This is a genomic window from Mesorhizobium sp. WSM4807 (assembly GCF_055811615.1).
In genome coordinates, this window is the sequence record NZ_JBVVQY010000036.1 from 1 (window position 1) to 19842 (window position 19842).

16 protein-coding genes and 1 pseudogene are annotated in these 19842 nt (G+C 61.3%); 10 read left to right on the forward strand and 7 right to left on the reverse strand.

What is annotated here, in order from left to right:
* Window positions 1-346: 346 nt before the first annotated feature.
* Complete coding sequence (locus AC0L3N_RS29595; RefSeq protein ID WP_473551063.1) at window positions 347-4951, reverse strand: nSTAND1 domain-containing NTPase; 4605 nt, start codon at window positions 4949-4951, stop codon at window positions 347-349.
* A gap of 236 nt (window positions 4952-5187) precedes the next feature.
* Window positions 5188-5364, reverse strand: a pseudogene (locus AC0L3N_RS29600) (IS5/IS1182 family transposase); the annotation flags it as partial.
* Window positions 5365-5807: 443 nt separating this feature from the next.
* Between AC0L3N_RS29600 and ccoN the strand changes: the two are divergent.
* The 10 genes from ccoN to AC0L3N_RS29650 all read left to right on the forward strand — a co-directional run bounded on the left by ccoN (window position 5808) and on the right by AC0L3N_RS29650 (window position 14885).
* On the forward strand, window positions 5808-7445 hold the full coding sequence (ccoN, locus tag AC0L3N_RS29605; RefSeq protein WP_208867719.1) for a cytochrome-c oxidase, cbb3-type subunit I: 1638 nt from the start codon (window positions 5808-5810) through the stop codon (window positions 7443-7445).
* Between the two features lie 3 nt (window positions 7446-7448).
* Entirely contained in the window at window positions 7449-8201 is a 753-nt protein-coding gene (ccoO, locus tag AC0L3N_RS29610; protein WP_473551064.1) for a cytochrome-c oxidase, cbb3-type subunit II, read from the forward strand.
* Between the two features lie 16 nt (window positions 8202-8217).
* On the forward strand, window positions 8218-8388 hold the full coding sequence (locus AC0L3N_RS29615) for a cbb3-type cytochrome c oxidase subunit 3 (protein ID WP_123148490.1): 171 nt from the start codon (window positions 8218-8220) through the stop codon (window positions 8386-8388).
* Window positions 8379-9260 (forward strand): cytochrome-c oxidase, cbb3-type subunit III, encoded by an 882-nt coding sequence (gene ccoP / locus AC0L3N_RS29620; protein ID WP_473551066.1) that lies wholly within the window; start codon window positions 8379-8381, stop codon window positions 9258-9260. Before AC0L3N_RS29615 ends, ccoP begins: the two co-directional genes overlap by 10 nt.
* On the forward strand, window positions 9257-9445 hold the full coding sequence (locus AC0L3N_RS29625) for a hypothetical protein (protein WP_123148492.1): 189 nt from the start codon (window positions 9257-9259) through the stop codon (window positions 9443-9445). Before ccoP ends, AC0L3N_RS29625 begins: the two co-directional genes overlap by 4 nt.
* A gap of 11 nt (window positions 9446-9456) precedes the next feature.
* Window positions 9457-10275, forward strand: coding sequence for a DUF2189 domain-containing protein (locus AC0L3N_RS29630; protein WP_473551067.1), 819 nt, complete (start codon window positions 9457-9459; stop codon window positions 10273-10275).
* Between the two features lie 4 nt (window positions 10276-10279).
* Complete coding sequence (locus AC0L3N_RS29635; RefSeq protein ID WP_473551069.1) at window positions 10280-12526, forward strand: heavy metal translocating P-type ATPase; 2247 nt, start codon at window positions 10280-10282, stop codon at window positions 12524-12526.
* Window positions 12523-12789 carry a cbb3-type cytochrome oxidase assembly protein CcoS gene (gene ccoS, locus AC0L3N_RS29640; protein WP_258117722.1) on the forward strand — a complete coding sequence of 89 codons (267 nt, stop codon included), beginning with the start codon at window positions 12523-12525 and terminating at the stop codon, window positions 12787-12789. Before AC0L3N_RS29635 ends, ccoS begins: the two co-directional genes overlap by 4 nt.
* A gap of 309 nt (window positions 12790-13098) precedes the next feature.
* The gene (locus AC0L3N_RS29645; protein ID WP_287230773.1) at window positions 13099-13653 is read left to right on the forward strand and encodes a hypothetical protein; all 555 of its coding nucleotides are present in this window, start codon (window positions 13099-13101) and stop codon (window positions 13651-13653) included.
* Window positions 13650-14885, forward strand: coding sequence for an HlyD family secretion protein (locus AC0L3N_RS29650; protein ID WP_473551070.1), 1236 nt, complete (start codon window positions 13650-13652; stop codon window positions 14883-14885). The genes AC0L3N_RS29645 and AC0L3N_RS29650 overlap by 4 nt, the downstream gene beginning before the upstream one ends.
* Window positions 14886-15032: 147 nt before the next feature.
* Here the strand turns inward: AC0L3N_RS29650 and AC0L3N_RS29655 are convergent, their stop codons facing one another.
* The 5 genes from AC0L3N_RS29655 to AC0L3N_RS29675 form a co-directional block, all read right to left on the reverse strand.
* The gene (locus AC0L3N_RS29655; protein WP_473551072.1) at window positions 15033-15386 is read right to left on the reverse strand and encodes a hypothetical protein; all 354 of its coding nucleotides are present in this window, start codon (window positions 15384-15386) and stop codon (window positions 15033-15035) included.
* 147 nt (window positions 15387-15533) lie between these two features.
* On the reverse strand, window positions 15534-16370 hold the full coding sequence (locus tag AC0L3N_RS29660; protein ID WP_473551073.1) for a universal stress protein: 837 nt from the start codon (window positions 16368-16370) through the stop codon (window positions 15534-15536).
* A 79-nt stretch (window positions 16371-16449) separates the two neighbouring features.
* On the reverse strand, window positions 16450-17400 hold the full coding sequence (locus tag AC0L3N_RS29665) for a DUF2950 domain-containing protein (protein ID WP_473551074.1): 951 nt from the start codon (window positions 17398-17400) through the stop codon (window positions 16450-16452).
* A 48-nt stretch (window positions 17401-17448) separates the two neighbouring features.
* Window positions 17449-18861: a DUF3300 domain-containing protein gene (locus AC0L3N_RS29670; RefSeq protein ID WP_473551076.1), complete on the reverse strand. Its 1413-nt coding sequence runs from the start codon at window positions 18859-18861 to the stop codon at window positions 17449-17451.
* 30 nt (window positions 18862-18891) lie between these two features.
* A complete protein-coding gene (locus tag AC0L3N_RS29675; RefSeq protein WP_473551077.1) occupies window positions 18892-19119 on the reverse strand; it encodes a hypothetical protein in 228 nt (75 codons plus the stop codon).
* Window positions 19120-19842: the final 723 nt, after the last annotated feature.

Consider the following 19842-nt stretch of genomic DNA (forward strand, 5'->3'; position numbering starts at 1 on the left):
AAAAGGCAGGCTGGAGCACCGACTACCTCGCCGCAATCCTCGGCGACCTACGCCGTTAACCTGGATTCGGAGCCCTGGCGGCAACGCGGGATGTCCGCGTGGGTCATTCCTTCCGGTTTGAGAACGGGAAGGTTGCGCCCATCTCGGCCATTGCGCCGGCCCCTCCCATCTTCCAAAAGCGGACATCGCTCATGTCGACATCACGGCCAAGGTTGCGCCACTGCAGTCGGCTGCGAACGGCTCAGCATTGACCGCTATGGGATCCAATACGCGCCTTTGAGACAACGGCGATGGGCTACGGCGTGGCCGTCGAGATAACGTTGCCAGCCATGGGCGTTGGGCGATATCAGCTTGGACAATCGCTAACGTCGCCTTCGACGGGAAGGAAGAAGCGACGCCGTTCGCACGCGGTCAGTTCGCGTGGAACAGTTTGCTGCGCGAAATCGATGAGTTCCTGGGGTGTCTGAAAAGCCCGTATGACGCGAACGCGTTCATTATGGGATACAATCACTATCCTCGTGCCATCCGAATTAAAGGCCGCGCGCGTCAGTGCTGGTCGCTTGTTCTCCTCGTCCGGACTGACAAGTACTGCCATCTGGCGCCCCGATTGAGCTGCCCAAAGACGGACCGTTCGATCCTGGAATGAAGCCGTCACGACATAAAGGCCATTGCCACTGAATTGGGCACTATTCACTCCGCCACTGTGCCCCCTCAGAACTGTTCTTTCCGTTCCTTCCGGGACGCCCCAGGTTCGTACGGTGCCGTCGCGTGAGGCAGTCAGCACGGACCGGCCGTCCTGGCTGAAGGACACTGTTGTCAGCTCGTTGCTATGCCCTTTCAGGATCGCGACGGTGCGTCCGTCTTTGACCGACCAGATCCGCGCCGTGTGGTCGAGCGAAGCCGTGGCAACCAGTTGGCCATCCGGACTGAATGCCGCGCCGGTTATTGAGCGCTCGTGCCCGACCAGTTTCTTCAGTTCGGTCCCGTCGGGTTTCACCAGGTGTCCCGCGCTGCCGGTCGCAGCGAAGACGAGATCGCCATTCCGGTTGAAAACAACCTGCGGTAACCTCTCGCTTGAAGGGATGGTGGCGACTTTGGCGCCGCTCGCCGCGTCCCACACCAGGGCGATACCGCGACCCGAACCCGCCGCCAGAAGGCTTCCCGCCGGGCTGAACTGAATATGACGCAGTCCAATGGGCGATTTGATGGTCGCGAGCTGACGTTTACTCGCAACATCCCAGACCAGAACTCGGCCCGCGAGAGATACGGTTGCGACCCGAGTTCCGTCCGGGCTGAACGTCGCACTGTGGACGACCTCGCCTGTGTCGAACTTGGCAATCTCGCGTTCGGTCGTGGCATCCCAAAGGTGTACTTTGGCGTCCCCGCCTCCAGTCAGAAGATGCACGCTATCGGGACTGAAGACCGCAAAGGTCGGCGGATATTCATGCAGCAGGTCCGTCGTCAGAATCCCGTTGACGTCCCATAGGCGAGCGGTGCCATCGTGTGAAGCCGTGAGAAGAGTGTTGCTGTCGACCGGACTGAACTCCACGTGTTCGATCAAGGCATCATGGCCAGTAATGGTTGTGAACAGCGACGCTCGACCGACGTCCCAGATGCGTATCGGACCGTCGATGGATGCGGTCACCAGGAGGCGATCGTCGAGGCTGAACGCGCTGTTCATTTCGTTGTCAGGGTTATAACCGATGTCAGCCAGTTTCAAGTTCGGGGTCTCCTGGCCAAGCACGTCAAGCAAGGTTCCCGACTTGCCGTCCCAAATTCGTGCGCTGCCATCGAGCGAGACCGTTGCGATCTGGCGGCCACCGTGACTGAAGATGACACCCTGCAGTTGGGTGTCGCTCTTGTGGCCGGCCAGTCTGGCGATCTCAGTCCCGTTCCCAACGTCCCAAAGGGCGGGCAAACTACTGAATGAAATTGTGCCCAACGAGCCTACCAACAGCCGGCTTCCGTCGGGGCTGAATGTCAGCATGGATGCCCAAGTGCCAACATACCATTCATGGATCAGAGTGCCATCCGTGGCATTCCAGACGAAGACCTTCCGCGCTTGTGAAGTCGCAAAACTGCGACCATCCGGATTAAAGTCGGCCAATGCATCTCCAATGTCTGATGCACCTCCGGTGCTGCCTACGCTCAGGAGTTTCGTTCCCGTCCGGGCGTCCCAGAGTGACGCCTGAACGTTTAATCCCTCTGTCAGCACCCGCTCGCCGTTGGGATCGAACGCGGCCGTGGGATAGGCGCCGGAAGGCTCGAGCACAGCACGTTGCTCACCGGACGCAGCATCCCAGATGCGCGCGGTGCCGTCCCTTGCGGCCGTAATGACCCGGCCTCCGTCCGGACTGAATCCGGCTCTCTCCACGGGTCCCCGATGGCCCTTCAAGACTGCAATCTCGGTACCTTTCGAGACGTCCCAAATGCGTGCCGTCTTGTCGTGGGACGCAGTGACAATGCGATCGCCCGTCCGATTGAAGACGGCCTGCGCCACTTCGGCGTCGTGTTTGAACACCATCGTCTGGCGGTGTGCCAGCAGAGCGTTGAAAAGTGCGGCCTCCGCTTCAAAGAGATGTGGTCGCGCAGGCTTCGTTCCGCTCTTCGGCAACGCCTCCAGCGCCAACAGGATTGCGGTCTCCGTATCGCCGCTCGCTGCGGTTTGCTTTGAGAGAAGCGAGAGCGAAAGAGACTGGTTGCGGAGCGCCTGGTCTCGTGCTGCGAGGGCGTCCTTTTCGGCCGACCTCGCCTTGCCCGCGCTCTGTTCCGCCAACTCCGCTTGCCACGTTGCTTCCTGTTGTCCTTTAAACCCGAAGAACGCGCCCGCGCAGGCTATGAGAGCCAATACGGTTGCCACGATCGCAGCATAGCGCGTGCGTCGCGCGAGCCGGCCCGCTGCTGTGGCTGCGAGAGTACGGCGTTCGGCCTCGCGCTCCAGACGTTCAGCCTCGCGCTCCAGACGTTCAGCCTCTCGCTCGAGGCGTTCGCGCTTTGCTGCTTCAGCGGCCTCAATCAGTGCCCGCTCCGCTTGCCGGTCCTTCTCCTCCCGCTCGTTCTGGGCACGCGAAGAGGCTTCGATGTATTCGATGACCTGATCGTCGACTTCTTCCCGTCTCGACTGCAGCAGTTCCTCGCCTTCGGCCAGACGCTTGCCGGATGGCAGGAGGAGTTCCTGGTTCCTGTTATCCGAGTGCCAGCGTTGGGCATCGGCCATGAGCCGAGCCCGCGCCTCGAGGAATCTCCTGTTTGCATTAACAATGTTGCCAGCGCGCGGCCACCGGCTCAACAAGGCTTCGTGGGCCACGCGGACGAAGGCGTGGCCTGCGGCATCCTCGTCGCTGACGAGCATGCGAGCGGCGACCAGTGCTTCAACGAGAGCCAATCGTTGAGGTGTGCCCGTGACTTCGGCGCGCAAGGCCGGACGTGCCGCAACGGCTTCATCACCCGGGCGCACCGTGGTAAGGGCACGCAACACGACTGGCAGCTCCTCCTGGATGTCGGGCGGGAGCGCGTCAACGACTTCGTCGGCGCGGCGCGCGATCGCCCCTTCGAAACCGCCAAGTGCCTGATACGCAGCAAAGGTCAAAATGCGCTGCTCCCGCCCCGCCTCGTAGAGAGCGTCGAGCACAAATTCGAGAAGCGGCAAGGATCTGGGATCAGCAGATGCCGCATCCTGCAGCACATCGTCAAGCCATCCTCGATCGGGACTTTCCTCGAAGCGGAGCCCGGCGGCGCGGGCCGGCTCGCGGATGATCTGGGCGATCTCAGGGCCGGACGGCGGCAAGAGCTCGTAGCTGCCAAGCCCATCTTTCAGCCCCGAGAAACCGGGGACTTCGCCGCAGCGGTGAAAGAAATCCGATCGGATCGTCGCAGTCACCCAAGCCAGTCCACTGCCGGCGAGTGCCGCGAGGAGCCGCACCAGCGCTTCGCGCGATGCCGGCTTCTCCTCGGTCGTGAACAACTCCTCCATCTGATCGACGGCAACGATCAGTCGCAGTTGGGTGGGGACCGAAGCTGCGGCGGCCGCCGCTTTGGCGTGGGCCAGGCGTATGAGCGCCAGAGCTCGATCAGGTGAGTTCCAACAGAGTTGAGCCAGCGCTGCCGGTTCGCAACCCAGCTCAGGGAGGGCGCCTTCGCGAAGCAGCCCCGCAGCCACTGACGTGACCGGATCAGGGCCCTCCGACGGGCGGACCAGACAGCGGCGCCAAAAATTGATGCCAGCCACTGCGCCAGGCCGAGTGATGGAAGGTAGTAGCCCTGCTCGCAGGAGAGAGGACTTGCCCGAGCCGCTCATACCATAGATGAGCAGGAATGCCTTGCCATTGGCAGCTTGCTGCCTCAGGCGGTCCATGCACTCGGCAATCGCGCGGGCTCGTCCGAAGAAGAGGTCAGCGTTTTCGAACTCGAAGGGGTTGAGACCTCGAAAGGGCGACGTGACCTGCTCCTCCGAGGGGAGAGGCACGCGGTAAGCGTGCACAGGCCGGGTGATGTTCTTCACCCTGTGCTCGCCAAGATCGATGAATTCGAGGGCGAGCCGATCGCGGGCCTGCGTGTAGACCGCGTCCGAAATGCATATTCCACCGGGGTGTGACAGCGCCTCTAGGCGGGCGGCGACGTTCACACCGTCGCCCATGAGATTATCACCTTCGACGACAACATCGCCGAGATTGATGCCGATGCGAAAGCGCAGACGGCTCGCCTCGGAAAGCTCAGCGTTTTGTTTGTCGACTTCGAGCTGGATTTCGGTAGCGCACCGAACCGCTTCGACGGGGCTCGCGAACTCGGCGATGACGCTGTCGCCAGCGCTTCCGAACACCCGTCCCTCATGTTGCTCGATTACCCGGTCAATGATCTGACGATGCGCCCGCAGCGTCGCAAGCGTCCCTTCCTCGTCTCTGCCTGTCAGACGGCTATAGCCAACTGCGTCGGCAGCGAGGATGGTAGCCATTCTGCGATGAACGCGATCCAAGCCGGAACCCTCCCGCGATCTCGCAACATCCTAGTGGAAATGGTGCCTTTTGGGGAGGGGCGCCGAACTAACCGCAAGGGGTCCGCTTCCGCCGTGCAACCAGACATCCCGCCTGTGTGGCGGCAATGACTGCGTTGGGTGAACTTATTTCGTAGCGCGAGCGCCTTTCTTCTTCCAAGCATGGCGTCGACCTGCTCCATCCGCTTGCCGACTTAGGCCACGGTGAGGTTCTTGTCGCGGTTGTTCACCGGTTTGAACTTGCTGCCGTCGATCGCTACAATGGCACGCGTGAAGAGCTTCAACCGGCGGCACAGTTCGACGAACTGCCCGCACACCGCTCTGATCGCGGCTCCGTTGTCACGCCGGAAGTTAGCGATCGTCTCAAAGTCCGGCTCTCCTCCAACCGACCTAAACCTATCATAAAAAAGCGTTTTACACAGCCTGGACCCAGAGCGGCCCTCATCAGCCGGTCGATTGAAAACCGCCAATTGAGCATCGAAAGCACCCTTGAGCCATGATCACTGGCGGATAACTGCGCGATGACTTTCCCAATCGTAGCCCAAAACGACAAAGCGCGAGCAAGAACCGAAGACGTGAAACGCGGTGGCAAGGCAAAAGAAGACAAATTTCTGTTGCACGCTGAACGATGAGCACACATCAAGTTCCCCGCGGCCACAAGCGAAAGATTTGGCAAGAAGCGCTAAAGGCATTTCCATCTTCGTTGAACGGCTGTACCTTAGCCGATGCCGTAGGGCCGTACTCATGAAACTGCTCCCCATCTTACGCAGTTTTGGTCCGTGATGGTCCTGTGCGTGAAGGCAGAGGAGCGGACATGATCCGGCAGCTTACGTCCTCGGAACGCCAGCGCGGCGCAGCTATCGCGCTCGCCGTGGTGATCACTGGAGCGGCGATGGCAGCCCTGGGACGTTCGGACACGCTTGGTGTCCAGGGCGTTATCGTAATGCTGTTCGCAGGCGGATTGCTCTACGGAGTGCTGTCCTCGTTCTACGAGCCGGAGCCGACGGAGGATCGGGAGGCGTCGTATTACGACGATCCGATCAAAGTCGGCATTGTGCTTTCGATGGCCTGGGCTGTATTCGGCATGTTCATGGGCGTTTGGGTGGCCGCACAGCTCGCGTGGCCCGACCTTGCCTTCGATGCGGCGTGGTCCAGCTTCGGGCGGCTGAGGCCTGCGCACACCTCCGGCGTCATCTTCGGGTTCGGCGGAAATGCCTTAATCGCGACCTCGTTCCACGTCGTCCAGCGCACGTCTCGTGCACGGCTTGCTGGGCAGATCAGCCCGTGGTTCGTGCTTCTCGGCTTCAATCTGTTCTGCGTTCTGGCCATTTCCGGCTATCTGCTAGGCGTCACCCAGTCGAAGGAATACGCGGAAGCCGAGTGGTATGCCGACTTGTGGCTGGTGATCGTGTGGGTGACCTACTTCATCCTCTACATCGCTACGATCGCGCGACGGAAGGAGCCGCACATCTACGTCGCCAACTGGTACTTCATGGCGTTCATCCTGGTCGTCGCGATCCTCCACATCGTGAACAACCTCGCCGTTCCCGTCTCATGGGGGCACGCCAAGAGCTACACGATCTGGCCGGGCGTCCAGGATGCGATGGTCCAGTGGTGGTATGGCCACAACGCGGTCGCCTTCTTCCTGACTGCGGGCTTCCTCGGCATGCTCTACTACTACCTGCCCGTCAGGGCGCAGCGACCGATCTTCTCCTATCGCCTGTCGATCCTGAGCTTCTGGGGCATCACCTTCTTCTACATGTGGGCGGGTTCGCACCACCTGCACTACACCGCGCTCCCGCACTGGGTGCAGACGCTCGGCATGACGTTCTCGGTGATGCTGCTCGTGCCGTCCTGGGCTTCAGCAGGCAACGCGCTTCTGACCCTCAATGGCGCATGGCACAAGGTGCGCGACGACGCTACGCTGCGCTTCATGATGGCCGCCGTGGTATTCTATGGCCTTTCGACCTTCGAAGGCTCGTTCCTCGCCATCCGGCCGGTGAACTCGCTGTCTCACTATACCGACTGGACCGTCGGGCACGTTCACGCAGGCGCCCTTGGCTGGGTCGCGCTGATCACCTTCGGCTCGCTTTATACGCTCGTGCCCAGCCTCTGGAAGCGCGAGCGCATGTACTCGGCGACTCTCGTCGAGGTGCACTTCTGGCTGGCGATTGCCGGAACGCTGATTTACGCCTTCGCGATGTGGAATTCAGGCATCATCCAGGGGCTGATGTGGCGGACCTACACGGAAGACGGCGCGCTCGCCTATTCCTTCGTCGACTCGCTGGTGGCGATGTACCCCTATTACATCGCCCGCGCCTTCGGTGGGCTGCTCTTCCTGCTGGGCGCGGTAGTGGGCTGCTATAATATGTGGATGACGGTCCAATCCGCGCCGCTCGCTGCGCCGCGCGAAGCAGACGTGCCCGTAGTCCCGGCGACCATTCCGGGGGAATGACGGATGCCTGAACTCTTCCACCGCAAGCTCGAGCGTTCTGCCATCTGGTTCGTTATCGCAATCATCGCGGCGGCGAGTGTCGGCGGCATCGTCGAGATCGCGCCCCTGTTCACCATCGATGAGACGGTGGAACAAGCTCCGGACATGCGGATGTACACCCCGCTGGAGCTCGCCGGGCGCAACATCTATATCCGCGAGGGCTGCTACGCCTGCCATAGCCAGATGATCCGGACACTCCGGGACGAGGTGGAGCGCTATGGGCCCTACTCGCTCGCCGTAGAGTCCCGGTATGACCGCCCGATGCTCTGGGGGTCCAAGCGGACGGGACCGGATCTCGCCCGTGTCGGCGGCAAGTATTCCGACTTCTGGCACGTCGCGCACCTGACGAACCCTCGTGACGTGGTCCCGGAGTCGAACATGCCCGCCTACCGCTGGTTGGCCCGTACGTCTCTGAAGATTGAAGACCTGCCCTTGCACCTGGCGGCGCAGCGGGCGCTCGGCGTACCCTACACGGACGAGATGCTGGAGAACGCGGCGCGCGACGCCTATGGCCAGGCGACGCCGGACACGGACTTCGCCGCAGGCGTCACTGAGCGTTACGGCGAGGAGACCCAGGTAAGCGCGTTCGACGGAGTGACGACCGACGTCACCGAGATGGACGCACTGGTGGCCTATCTCCAGGTCCTGGGGCGACTGACGGGAGCAGCGTACGGGAATACCGCGGCCCCTGAAGAAGAGCCGGACCCGGAAGGCTAATGGCGGAGGCTATCGGATGGACCTGGATTATAACGCCGTTGTCGCATTCTCGAAGAGTTGGGGCCTTTTTTACCTGATCGCGTTCGCACTCGGCGTGCTCGTCTATACCTTCTGGCCTTCGAACAGGAAGCGTTTCGACAGGGCCAAGCACAGCATCCTCGACGAGGACGACAAGCCATGGAAGTGAATGAACGCGACCCCGTCACCGGCCGCGAGACTACCGGTCACGAGTGGAACGGCATCAAGGAGTTGGATACGCCGGTCCCGCGCGGCGTGCTCATGTTCCTGATCGTAACCCACGTCTGGGCGATCGCCTGGTGGTTTCTCGTTCCATCCTGGCCGCTGGGAACGACCTATACGAGGGGCCTTCTCGGAATTGACCAAAGACAGACGGTCGAGGCGCGCCTCGTCGAGGCGCGGCGCGATCGGGTGAACTGGATGAATCGCATCGGGACGGAAGGCTACGATGTGATCCTCGCCGACGAGGCGCTGATGCAAACGGTTCGCAGCACCGGACGGCAGCTGTTCGGCGACAACTGCGCGGCATGCCACGGCAGGGACGGCAAAGGCGGAACGAACTATCCCGACCTTACGGACGACGATTGGCTGTGGGGCGGCGGCCCCGAACTCATCGAGCAGACGATGCGCGTGGGCATCAACACGCGGCACCCGGAAAGCCGGATCGGACAGATGCCGGCTTTCGGGCGCGATGAGATGCTCGACCGCGAACAGGTCCGGACCGTGGCCGCCTACGTCTATTCGCTGACGCACCCCGACTACTCTACCCATGAAAACATCAAGCAGATAGAAGCAGGGCGGGAGGTATTCGTCACGACCTGCGCGACCTGCCACGAGGAGAATGCCAAGGGGAAGCGGGATGTCGGCGCTCCAAATCTCACGGACTCGCACTGGATTTATGGTGAAGATCTGGACACGATCATCGCGTCCGTGCACGGCGGACGGCAGGGTCACATGCCGACCTGGGACGAGAGGCTGACGACGGCCGAGATCAAGACGCTCGCGCTCTATGTCCACGATCTTGGAACGCAGCAGCCATGACCACAAAGATATCCCACAGCAAAGCATGGATAGCCTGGGTGCTGGTTCCAGCCGGGTTGCTGATTTTTGCCGGGGCGAACGCGCACCTTGTCTATGTGGCGGTTCAGTCGCAACCGGACTGCGTGGAGCACTTGAAGGCCGGGGGCGAAGGCGAAGGCTACCGCGCGGCGAAGTCAGCGTGCTGAGGAGGAGTGAGATGAGCGAGACCGACAAGTCGTATTGGCTGCTCAGCGAGACCTCGGGCATTGGCGAAACGCGCGACCGGCGCCTCGACCGGGGACTGCCGCTTTTCGAGGGACTCCGCTGGCTCTCTGCGGGCTGGCGGGATTTCTGGATCCGGCCCGCGTCGAGCCTGGCCTATGGGATTGTCGTCTTTCTCCTGTCCGTCGCCTTCGTTTGGACGCTTGTCGGATTCGGTCGTGACTACATTCTGTTTCCGGCGCTTGCCGGGTTCATGATCGTGGCCCCCTTTTTGGCGCTAGGCCTGTATGAAAAGAGCCGGGCAATAGAGGAAGGACGCGCCATCGGCCTCGCCTCGATGCTCCTGGTGCGCCCCACCGGCGGCGCACAGGTCTTCTTCACGGGCCTACTACTGTGTTTGCTCCTGCTTCTGTGGACGCGTGCGGCGGTGCTCCTCTGGGCGCTCTTCTTCGGCGTGACGCCCTTTCCCGGATTCGACCGCATAGTCGGAGTGCTCTTCGGCACCGCATATGGGTGGGCGATGATTGCGATCGGGACGGCGATAGGAGGCCTCTTCGCGGCCTTCGCTTTCGCCATCAGCGTCTTTGCAGTGCCGATGCTGCTCGACCGGCGCGTGGACGCGCTGACGGCTATGGCTATCAGCGCGAAACTGGTGTGGAACAACCTTCCGCCGATGCTGGCCTGGGGCGCCTTGGTGCTCCTGCTCTTCGTAGTCTGCGTGGTCACAGGGCTTATCGGGATGATCGTCATCTTTCCTCTGCTGGGGCACGCAACCTGGCATGCGTACAGGGCGGTCGCACGTCCAGAGGGGTGAGACCATGAGTTGTTGCGCGCCGGGAGCCGAAGCCGCATTGCTGCTGGCGCCAAGGCGGGAGATTGCCGAGCGCGAAATCGTGCTCGCCAGCCGCGACATGGGGGATGGCGCTTTCCAGACCCAGTTTTCGGTACCGCAAGCGCATTGCGCTGCCTGCATAGCTGCGATCGAAGGCGCGCTGCAAAGTCTCGACGGAATCATCGCGGCACGAGTGAATCTCACGTCCCGACGTGTCGCCGTGAAGTGGAGGAATGAAGGTCGTGTCCCTCCGATGTTCGACGCCCTGAAGGCTGTCGGATACGATGCCTGCCTCGCGGAGACGGAAGACGGCGCATGCGATGCCGAGTTGTCGCGGCTGCTGCGGGCCACAGCCGTGGCGGGATTCGCCGCCATGAACATCATGTTGCTGTCGGTGTCCGTCTGGTCTGGCGCAGATCAGGGAACTCGAAATGCATTTCACTTGATCTCGGCGCTGCTGGCCGTCCCCACCGTCGCCTATTCCGGACGGATATTCTTCGTTTCGGCGTGGAATTCGGCGATGAAGCGCACCGCCAGCATGGACTTTCCCATCTCAGTCGGAATCCTGCTGGCTCTGGGCTTGAGCCTCTACGACACGTCTGTCGGAGGACCTCACGCCTATTTCGATGCGGTAACGTCGTTGATCTTCTTTCTGCTTGTCGGGCGCACGCTTGACCATGCGATGAGGCGGAAGGCGCGGAACGCCGTCACCGGTCTTGCCCGCTTGATGCCGAGGGGGGCGGCGGTGGTCGGGGCGGACGGAAGCCGCGAGTTCCGCGACCTGACAGAAATCGAGCCGGGTGACATGATATTGGTAGCCCCCGGAGAACGCATTCCGGTGGACGGGACGGTTGTCATGGGCGCGGGCAGCCTCGACGTTTCGGTGGTGAGCGGTGAGTCCATGCCCGAACGCGCGCAGCCGGGCAGCGCCGTTCTTTCGGGAGCGCTAAGTCTTGATGGCGCGCTCACTGTCCGTGCCGAGCGGCGTGCACGGGATTCCTTCCTCGCCGACGTGGTCAGGCTGATGGAGGCGGCTGAGCACGGCCGCGCCCGCTATCGCCGCATCGCCGACCGCGCGGCCGCGCTCTATTCCCCTGTCATCCATCTGCTGGCGCTTGCGACTTGCGCCGCCTGGATACTGCTTACAGGCGACTGGCATCGATCGGTTACGATTGCGATTTCCGTCCTCATCATCACCTGCCCGTGCGCGCTCGGCCTTGCCGTGCCGATGGTCCAGGTCGTGGCGGCGCGCCGGCTGTTCGATCTCGGCGTCACCCTCAAGGATGGCAGCGCGCTAGAGCGCCTTGCCGAGACCGACACCGTGGTCTTCGACAAGACGGGCACGCTCACGACGGGCGCCGCCCGCGTCGAACGGCACACGGTAGCTCCGCAAGATGTTGTGGCCGCCGCAGCACTCGCCTCCTTTTCCAGGCACCCGGTGGGGCGCGCTGTGGCCGCGATGACAGTCGCAAGAGTGGCTATCGAAGGGTTCCGCGAAGTTGCCGGGTACGGGATCGAAGGGCGCGTTGGCGAAGCGTTTTACAGGCTAGGAAGGAAGGATTGGGTCTCCGCAAGCGTGGCCAACGTCCCGAGTGAAGCCGCCACGTGGCTTTCGAAAGACGGAAAGCTTGCGGGTTCATTTGCGATTGCCGACGAAATCCGTCCTGGCGCGACGCGTGCCATCCGAAAGCTAGCTGACCTCGGATTGGCGACAGAGGTGCTGTCCGGCGATCGAGTGGAGGAGGCTTGCAGGGTGGCGGCTGCGGTGGGAATCCCGGAAATCCGCCACGGTGCGCTTCCCGAGGACAAGGTCGAGCGTCTGGAGGAGCTGGCGCGGTACGGCCGCCGCATCCTTATGGTTGGAGACGGGCTGAACGATGCCCCCGCGCTCGCCACCGCGCATGTCTCAATGGCGCCCTCGTCGGCGGCAGACATCGGGCGGAATGCTGCCGACCTTGTCTTCCTGGGCACGAGCCTGGAGGCCGTACCACATGCCATAAGAGTCGCCCGGAACGCATCCCGGCTGGTGCGGCAGAACCTCGCCCTTGCCATCGCCTACAACGTTCTGGTCGTGCCCCTCGCTGTGATGGGCCATGTTACGCCCCTTATGGCCGCTGTCGCCATGTCGACGTCATCGATTCTCGTGGTCGGCAACGCATTGCGCCTTCCGGGCGAGCCTCCGCCCGCAAGATCTCCGGCTCTTCGCAGGCTCGACTTGGCGGAGGCGGCATGAACTATCTCGTCTGGCTTGTTCCAATTGCCTTGGGCATGGGCGTCGCGGGTCTCGCGGCGTTCCTGTGGTCGATGCGCAGCGGCCAATATGAAGATCTCGACGGAGCCGCCGAAAGGGTGCTGCTTTCAGACGCCGCGGACGTTCCCCTTCGTCAGTATGGGTGGAAAAGCGAGGCGGCCGCTCATGAGGCTCGCCCCAAGGGCGGGAAGGCGCCGACCGCCGACGGCGTTTTCTCAAGGAGCAGAACGGACGGAAGGGTTTGACAATGTCTCAAGCTGGCGACAGGCCGTACGACTGGGTGGCGGCGTTGGCTTTCTACTCGGGAGCCGCCGTGCTTGTCCCAAGCCTCGCCGCCTTGGTCGTTAGCCTTTTGGCGGTCGCCTTGGCATTGCTATAGCAACGAGATGGCTGTCCTGCGTAGGGCGGCGGCTCCGCGACTGCTGGCCTCTTCAACTGCTGGCCTCTTCAGTTGCATTCGGATGCGGACGGAGTATCCTTAAGTTTGGGCGCTGGACGTTGCTGCGCCTAGTGCTCGGGCGTCCTCGCACGAGCGAAATTGGGGAGTGGCAGGCATGTCCGTGGCAATGCATCCGGCGGCGCCGCATCATCTTCCGCCTTTCATAACGGCCCCCGGCGAGACCGATGTGTTGTTCACGGGGTCGGTCATCTTCCTTGTGCTGGCCGTGATGGGGATTGGAAGTTTGTACTTCTGGCTTCATTCCTTGCCGGAGCGCATGTCCCACGGCGGCAGTCAGATCCAGTTCCAGCTGGTGGCGGTGCTGTCGCTGCTGGCGTTGTTCACCCACATCCATGCGTTCTGGATTGCCGCGCTGTTTCTGGCGCTCGTCCCCGTGCCCGACTTCTGGACGCCCCTGGCCAGCATGGCCGACTCGCTCGCCAGGATGGCGACGGGGCGGTTTCGATCCCCCGCCGCGGAGGCGCCGTCTGAGCCGGCTCCCGAGGTGCTTGCCAACTATACGCCGGTCAAAGTGGAGGCCGTACCTCCTCCGACCCCCTTGGAGAAAGCCCGAAGCGACCCCCGCGACGAAATCGCCAAGACGCATGCGCCGGAGCCGTCCGACCGCCATCAGCGCCAGCCGGTGTCAGTTGGAGGTCATGAACGATGATCGAGGTTCTGCTTTGTTCGGTCCTGACCGTCCTGCCCGATTTTCTCGTCCGCCGCTTCGTACAGGGAAAGAGGATTGGTCACGAGATCACGCTCTATTCTGTATGGTATGAGCTGCGATACGGAATAACGGCGTGCATAGCTCTGACAGTGATTCTGCTGACGCTCATTCTTTACTTTCATCCGTCGACGTCGAGTGCGATTTCGTTCTTTCGCACCATTCCCATCCTCCCCGAAGGCTCCGGCCGCGTCGAGGAAGTCTATGTGGGCATAAGGGACAAGGTCGAGGCTGGCCAGCGCATCTTCAGGCTTGACAGCTCGGAGCAGGAAGCGGCGCTCGAGACCGCGCGACGGCGCATATCGGAGATAGACGCTGGTTTCGAATTGGCCAAGACCGAGCTGGTAGGGGCCGACGCCCGCATTCAGGAAGCGCAAAGCTCGTACAAGCAGGCCTTGGACGAACTCGAAACCAAGACCGAACTTCAACGGCGAAACGCCAGCACGGTCGCGCAGCGCGAGATCGAAAAGCTCGCCAACATCGTGGAAGGGCGGCAGGCCGCCATTTCCGCGGTCATGGCGAGCAAGCAGTCCGTCGAATCGCAGATTTCGTCCGTGCTGCCGGCGCAGAAGAAAAGCGCCGAGGCGGCGCTTGCCCAGGCCCAGGTCGAACTGGACAAGACCGTCGTCTACGCCGGGGTCGCCGGCACGCTGGAGCAATTCACCCTGCGCAAGGGAGACATCGTCAATCCCTTTATGCGGCCCGCCGGCGTTCTTATACCGGCGGAAGCCGGACGGAAGGCTCTTATAGGGGGCTTCAGCCAGCTCGAAGCCCAGGTGATGAAGGTCGGCATGGTTGCCGAAGCCACTTGTATTTCGATGCCTCTGACGATCATTCCGATGGTGGTCACCGAGGTTCAGGATCTCATCGCGACCGGTCAGGTTCGGGCGTCGGACCAGTTGATCGACGCCCAACAGGTGGTCCGGCCCGGAACGATCACCGTCTTTCTGGAGCCGCTGTTCGCGGGAGGGTTCGATGGCGTGCCTCCAGGCAGCAGTTGCATCGCCAACGCCTACACCAACAATCACGACCGACTTGCCGAGGAAGATTTGGGCACAGCGCACTGGCTGTTCCTGCACGTAATAGATACGGTCGGGCTGGTGCATGCGATCATATTGAGATTCCAGGCGCTCCTTCTTCCTGTGCAAACACTCGTCTTTTCGGGCGGGCATTGAGGAACCGACGCGCCATCGAACATGCGGCCAAAGGAAATACCGTCATGTGCACCAAAGTGCGATCTTAAGCTCGCTATGGCCGTTCGTGCTTAAATGGAACGGGATTTGAACCGACATAACGCGGAGCAACAACGGCGTCTCAAGGGATCAATGCGGCAAGTCATACGCTTGGCCTGCCGACCTTAGTTGCTCAAGTGTTTTTCCGGCGCAACTTCCCGCCCAATCTCCGCCAACTGGCTCGGCCTTGCCTCGCATGGTGATTGTGCCGGCCTGATTGTCGGGGGTTATATAAACGGCAACCCCGTCTGGACCAATTTTTGACAAGTAGTAAGCACGAACGATGCCGCTTAATTCACAACGCACCAAGAAAGGAAAGTCCTCGAACGATCCCTCTTGGGCATGTGCTTCAGGGCTATACATGCAGGCAAGCGACGATTGCGCAATGACAGCGAAAGCTGCCCCTGTAAACAGCCAACGCGCCTTCAGGCAAATATTTTCCATTGATTACCGTCCCTTGAGCACCCGGTTGCAATTAAGCCCCGACAACCGCACCTGCTCAATAGCGATCGTCAACTCAACTTCATTCATTTGATCCCGACAAGGCAATACGCCATAGCTCCGTTTCTCTCAGTTAAATCACCGACACGATCAATGCGAAAGCATTATCGGCAGCCGGACGTCCGACAGGATGCCTTTCGTAGCCCCACCGAGCACGAAATCCCTCAGTCTGGTGTGACCGAACGCTCCCATGATCATCAGGTCGGCGCCGATTTCGATCGCTCGCTTCTGAAGCGACACCTCGACCGGGCAATCCTCGGATACGAATGGCATGGCCTCGGCTGACAGCCCGCGTAGGTTCAGCCCTTGAGCAAAGCGTTGGGCGGCGTCCGTCTCCTGCAGGGACTTCTCGCCCGTCACGGTGAGCACCGTAATCTTGGAAGCGCGGCGCAACACCTGATGTGCATCCGCCACGGCACGAGCCGCAACACGGCTGCCGTCCCAGGCAATAGCGACTTTGTCCAGCTTCCTTGCCGGCTCGACCTCTGGCAGAAGGATCGTCGGCCTTCCCGACCCGAAGATAATGGCCTGCGCGGTCGTCCTGCTCGTGGGGTTGTTCGCCTCCCAGGCGCAGAGAACGAGATCATAGTAACGCGCTTGAATTGCAGCGGTGTCATTCAGCAAGGGAGCGCTCGACGCGACCGCGCCGGTGGTTGAGTCCACGCCTGCCCGCTTCGCTCCCAGCACAACCTTTGCTAGAAACGCTTCGCCGCGATCCCTGCACAGCGCTTCGGCCTCCCGCGTCATTTTGGGGACGTCGACCAGCCTCCGCGACAGCGCATTCGAGATGTTTCGGATCTCTACGTTGATGGCCAACGCATGCAGTTGCGCGCCGAGGGCCGCCGCCATCGCGACCGCCCTGGGCACTACCATTTCAGGGTTGGGTTCGGGATAGGTGATAACAGGAAGCAGGGCTATCGTTTTCACTAGGGGCCCCCTTCTGAATGCAGGGTACGCGACAGCCGTCTAGTCCCAAGGCACGCATCCGGGATGTGCATGGGCCTGCTCACTCGCCCGGATCGTTGACTACGGCCCAACTGTCGTCTGGATCGAACGCCGTGATCTTTTCGGCGAGCGCCGCCGTATCGGGCCCCAGGTCCTTTTCGTAGACTGTGCCGTACTGGTTTACGACGAAGGTCATGATGCCTGTGCGGTCGTATTCGGCAGGCATCGCGATCAGCCCAAAGCCGGCGATCATGTTGCCGTTGATGACGTAGTCGTACTGGCCGCCGGCGACGTTAGCGCCTTGACCGTTCAATATGCGGTAGCGGTATCCGAAATAGCCGTCCTCGGCGGCCGTCGCCAACTCGGCCTGGCTGATCAGCGAACCGAACGGGCTTTCCGGCACGCCGTCGCCGGGTTGCCAATAGAGCCCGTCATATGTCCCGGGCGTGCTGATCAGCTTCTGAGCATATTCGCCGACGCCATCCTCGTCCCAGTCGGTTTCCTTGTAATCCTCCTGGGCCTCTACATAGGCGCGCAGATTGGCGACGGTGGTCAGTTCGTTCTCGCCGATCCTGCGGTTGATGACTTCTTCCAGCCCGGCTATCGTATCGAACGCCCATTTGCCCTCTGTCTGCACGACAGGGAATGGAAACGGCCATACCTGGTTACCAAGAAGAAGCGAGCGGCGGTCGGATGCCAGTTCCTTGACGGCGATGCCCTTCGCCGCCTCTTCGCGGATTTCCGGAAAGCTCGCCTCCACTTCCTTCGACTTCAGCACTTCGCTGGGCGACAGTCCGAGAAGCGAGGCGACGGCCTCCTTGTCATTTTCCTCCAGCGCTTTGCGGAACGCCTCGACGAGTTCGTCGACTGTTGCGAACGGCGTGGGCGTCTCGCCGATGAAGGCATCGAAATCCTGCGTGGTGCTGGTCTGTGCTTCCTGGGCGCCGCCGGCCGAAAGTGCGGGAACGCCGAGCGAAAGTGCGAGAGTTGCGGTAATGAGGTATCGGATCATGATCATGTTCCTGAAATAAGCCGGATGTCGCACACGATACGGCAGTTGCTACCGGCGTCCTCCGCCTCGTCCGCCTCCGCCTCGTCCGCCTCCGCCTCGTCCGCCTCCGCCCCCTCCTCTTCCACCTCTGCTCTGCACCTGGCGATGGCCGCCACCCCGGCTATAGGCACCGCGGTTCGAATGGTTGGTCGCAACCCTGCCAGGTCGCGGATTCCCCATCGCCGACGGCTTGCGCGGACGATTGTCGGCGCGCGCAGCCGGCTTTTTCCTGGAGGACTTTTTCTGAGCGACTTTCTTCGCCGCAGGTTTGTTGGCCGCCGGTTTCGCCTTCCTGTGCTGGTCCGAGACGCGTTTTGCATCGGGCCGCTTGGTCCCCGACTTCGGCAGCTTGGCCTGCGGCCGGTCCTTCAAACCTTCGGCGACATTCTTGCGGACATCCTTTCCCTTGAGGTCATGCGCCCGCGCCTGCTTGCCCTTGCCCGACTCCCGGCGGTCCTTGGCCTTGCTGGCAATGTTGTTGAAGTCCTTGCTCTTCAGGTTCTGCTTGAGCTTGTCGCGGTCGATGTTCGCGTTCTTGAGATTGATCTTGTCGCGGTCGATGTTCTTGAGATCGAGGTCCTTCAGTCTGTCGATGTCGATATTGTCGATGTCGATATTGTCGAAATCGATATCGATGTTGTCGCCGATATCGACGTCGAGATCCACGTCGCCGCCCCAGGTTCCCCAGTCGTCCCAGTCGACCACAGCGGCCCACATCGCACCAGTGGCAAGCGCGGCCCAGTAGGGCGCCGTCGGATAGTAGTAGGAGGGGTACGGGTCGTAGGCGATCGGGTCGCCCGCTATGACGTAGTCGGGCTCGTACAGCATTTCGGGGGGATAGGTCGGGATATAGACGGTCTGCGGATCAGCAGACCTGATAACGACATTGTCGCCTTCGTTGACAACCTGCACCTGTTCCGTCGTCTTCAAGTAGTTCTTGGCCACGGCCTCGTCGCGCAACTGCTGGATGGCGACGAGCAGATCCTTCTGCTGGTTGGCGGCCGCATTGCCCAACTGTTCGGTCCATTCGAGGTCGTCGTTCATCATCTTCACGATCTCGGGATAGTTGAGCAGCGAGATCACGCTGCCATCCCATTTGTCGCTCGGCTCGAGGTCGGGAGACTTCGCCTTTTCGTCGAGGAAGCGGGCCGCCTGCACGATCTGTAGCGGATAGAGCGAAGCCGCGATGGTGAGCGCGACGAGATCGTCGGGATAAAGCGCGATCGGCGCGGTCAGGACCTTCAGTTCGTCGAGCGTGAGAGGAGCAGGCTCCTCAGTGACGGCGGCCGGTTCGCTGTCGGCCGCCGGCCGCGGAGTCGGAGTGGGGGTCTGGCCGTAGGCAGGCGCACCGAACGGCGCGGAAAGAAGCAGAAGGGCCGCAAGGCCGACTGAAACGAGGCCGAACCTGGACCAATGGGTCATCTGGCTGCTCCTACAGTTGCGATCGCCAAGCTATTTCTTTTGCGCGGCGTCGAAAGTGTCGACGTAGCTCCGCCCAACCGCGCGGACGGCGCGACCTATGTCGTCATGGATATCGTCCTGGAGATTGACGATGGAGACACGCACGCTCCAGTTGGGAGCCTCGAAACCCCCGCCATTGAGCAGCACGATCGAGTGGTTTTCCGCCAGGCGATAGATCAGGTCCAGCGGATGAACATTCTTCTTCAACCATGTGACCATTTCCTCGCCTTGGTATTTGCGCAGCCAGAATTCGAAATCGAGGGGTTCCGATAGTAAGCCGCAAAATTCGCGTTGGGCTGAACATCCAGAGGCAGTCCTTGCGCGTCCGATCTGCATCTGTCCAGCATTCCGCCCGCGCCACCGCTGTTGGAGCGTTCGCGAATATGGCTTGCACTGGAAACCTTTTGCGCGGCATCGGTATGGTTTAACCGGTCACACGGGGTGAGCCGTCGCTTCAAGCTCGGAACAGAGCCAAACTCACTGGAAAATTGATGCGCCACAGGAACACCCCTTCAATGGCCCTCAACTCTCTATTGTTAAACTACTTTCTCGCGCAGTTTTTAGACACACATGATAACACCTTGAATCAGGCACGCAAGGGTGTATTGTACGACTTCAAATTAACTGGCATTACAATCAGCGGTTTCATTAGACAATTTTCGTACAATTTACCTTAGCGGCGGAAGCAATCGGAGAACTTCTGGCCGCTTGTTCTAGTATTGAACCTGCAACAGGAGGGTATCATGGTTGAATGGGTTCGTGAGCACGCTTCGCAGCTGTCCTGAAATATTGACCCTCATGTCTCTAGCCATTTGCTATTATTTCTGCCCCTTTATGTATGAAGATCTCGGCTTAGGAGCGGTGACAGCGACCCCCATTGCAGCCGTCATCGTTAGGCAGCTTGGGATCACGATTTCTCCGTCGCTGAGGGCGCTGCTGGCA